Genomic DNA, 2,299 nt, shown 5'->3' on the forward strand with positions numbered 1-2,299 from the left:
CGCCGATGTGGGCGCGGACATGGTGGGCAAGGTCGAGGCCGGCATCCCCGAGGATGATCCGCGCAATCCCGCCGTGATCGCCGACAACGTGGGCGACAACGTGGGCGACTGCGCCGGCATGGCCGCCGACCTGTTCGAGACCTATGCCGTGACCATCGTGGCCACCATGCTTCTGGGCGCCATTGTGTTTCCTTTTGGCATCGAGCAGCAGATGATGATGTTCCCCCTGCTGATCGGGGCGGTGTGCATCCTGGCCTCCATCGCGGGCACCTTCTTCGTGAAACTGGGTCCGAAAAAGAACATCATGGGAGCCCTGTACAAGGGACTGGCCGTCAGCGGCGGGTTGTCGGCGCTTCTGGTGGCGGCCCTGATCTCGTACATGTTTGATTTCACCTCACCCATCTTCCGGGATGCGGACGCCCCCATTACCGGCATGAATCTGCTGGTCTGCGTCCTGACGGGTCTGGGTGTGACCGGGCTTCTGGTCATCATCACCGAATACTATACGGCCACGGGCTGGCGTCCTGTGCGCAGCATTGCGAAGGCTTCGGAGACAGGCCACGGCACCAACGTGATCCAGGGTCTGGCGGTGTCCATGGAGTCCACAGCCCTGCCCACGCTGGTCATCATCGGCGGTATCATCCTGGCCTATACCAGCGCCGGTCTGTACGGCATTGCCATTGCCGCCACGACCATGCTGGCGCTGGCAGGCATGATTGTGGCCCTGGACGCCTATGGCCCGGTAACGGACAACGCCGGCGGGATTGCCGAGATGTCTGACCTGCCGAAGGAGATCCGCGTCATCACCGACGCCCTGGATGCCGTGGGCAACACCACCAAGGCTGTGACCAAGGGCTATGCCATCGGGTCTGCGGCACTGGCGGCCATTGTCCTGTTCGCGGCGTATATCGAGGATCTGAATCGCTATTTCCCCTCGGTGGATGTGCAGTTTGACCTGCAGAATCCCTATGTGCTTGTAGGCCTGCTGTTCGGCGGCATGCTGCCCTGGCTCTTCGGGGCCATGGGCATGACCGCCGTGGGCCGTGCGGCGGCTTCCGTGGTGGTAGAGGTCCGCCGCCAGTTCCGTGAGATCAAGGGGATCATGGAAGGTACGGCCAAACCTGAATACGGCCGCGCTGTGGACATGCTGACAAAAGCAGCAATCCGCGAGATGATTATTCCTTCCCTGCTGCCCGTGGCGGCGCCGGCTGTCCTGTTCGGGGCCATCTGGTTCATCGCGGACCGGGACCAGGCCTTTGTGGCCTTGGGCGCCATGCTGCTGGGCACCATCGTGACGGGCCTGTTCGTGGCCATTTCCATGACCTCGGGCGGCGGCGCGTGGGACAACGCCAAGAAGTATATCGAGGAAGGCCACTTCGGCGGCAAGGGATCCGAGGCCCACAGGGCGGCGGTGACGGGCGATACGGTCGGTGATCCCTACAAGGATACAGCCGGTCCGGCGATCAACCCCATGATCAAGATTACCAACATCGTGGCGCTGCTGTTGCTGGCCATACTGGCGCAGTGCACGGGGGTCTGATCAGCCTCAGAGGTATGATAACAAAAGCCCCGGAAAATATTTTCCGGGGCTTTTTTGTTCAGGAAGCTGCTACCTCTTCCCGTCATCCCGGCGAAGGGTCGGGATGACGGGAAGAGGTATGCACGGGTTTGTCCCGGGGAAATTGCGCCTGCCTGTCAGAAACCTGAAGTCAGGCAGCCATATCCGTCTGATTGTCTGCAAACCTACGCAGCGACCTTGCCGCGGGCCTTGTTGATCTGGGCTTCCAGGCGCTCGATGGCTTTTTCACCGTCGATCTTTTCCACGGCGGCATATTCCCGGGCCAGACGTTCCAGTGCGGCCTGGTAGATCTGCCGCTCGCTGTAGGACTGTTCCGGCTGGTCGGCGGCGCGGTACAGGTCGCGCACCACCTCGGCCACCTGGACGGGATCGCCGGAATTGATCTTGGCCTCGTATTCCTGGGCGCGGCGACTCCACATGATGCGGCGCACCTTCGCCTTGCCCTGCAGGGTTTTCAGCGCGTCTGTCAGCCTGTCTTTCGAGCTGAGCCTGCGCAGGCCGGCAGCCTTGGCCTTGCCCACCGGTATCTTCAGGGTCATGCGGTTGTTTTCAAAGAAAATGGCGTAGAAAGTCACGTCCGTGCCGCCGATGGAATATGTCTCGATCTTTTCGAGTCGCCCCACCCCGTGGGAAGGATAGACCACAAGGTCACCGGGGGAAAAATCAAGCTTCTGGGGCATAGGGACGGCTCCCGCTTCTGTTCTGTTCAGGGTTTTCAGG

At 61.5% G+C, this 2,299-nt stretch carries 2 protein-coding genes; one reads left to right on the forward strand and one right to left on the reverse strand.

The features are described 5' to 3' along the window. Nucleotides 1–1,540: sodium-translocating pyrophosphatase (locus M3O22_09200; protein ID MDP9196916.1), on the forward strand; the 1,540-nt coding region annotated here is incomplete at its 5' end. Nucleotides 1,541–1,743: 203 nt separating this feature from the next. On the opposite strand, the gene M3O22_09205 is transcribed toward M3O22_09200, so the two are convergent. Continuing rightward, nucleotides 1,744–2,259, reverse strand: coding sequence for a CarD family transcriptional regulator (locus M3O22_09205; GenBank protein ID MDP9196917.1), 516 nt, complete (start codon nt 2,257–2,259; stop codon nt 1,744–1,746). Between the last annotated feature and the right edge of the window lie 40 nt (nt 2,260–2,299).

The sequence above is a fragment of the Pseudomonadota bacterium genome (genome assembly GCA_030775045.1).
GTDB lineage: Bacteria > Pseudomonadota > Alphaproteobacteria > JALYJY01 > JALYJY01 > JALYJY01.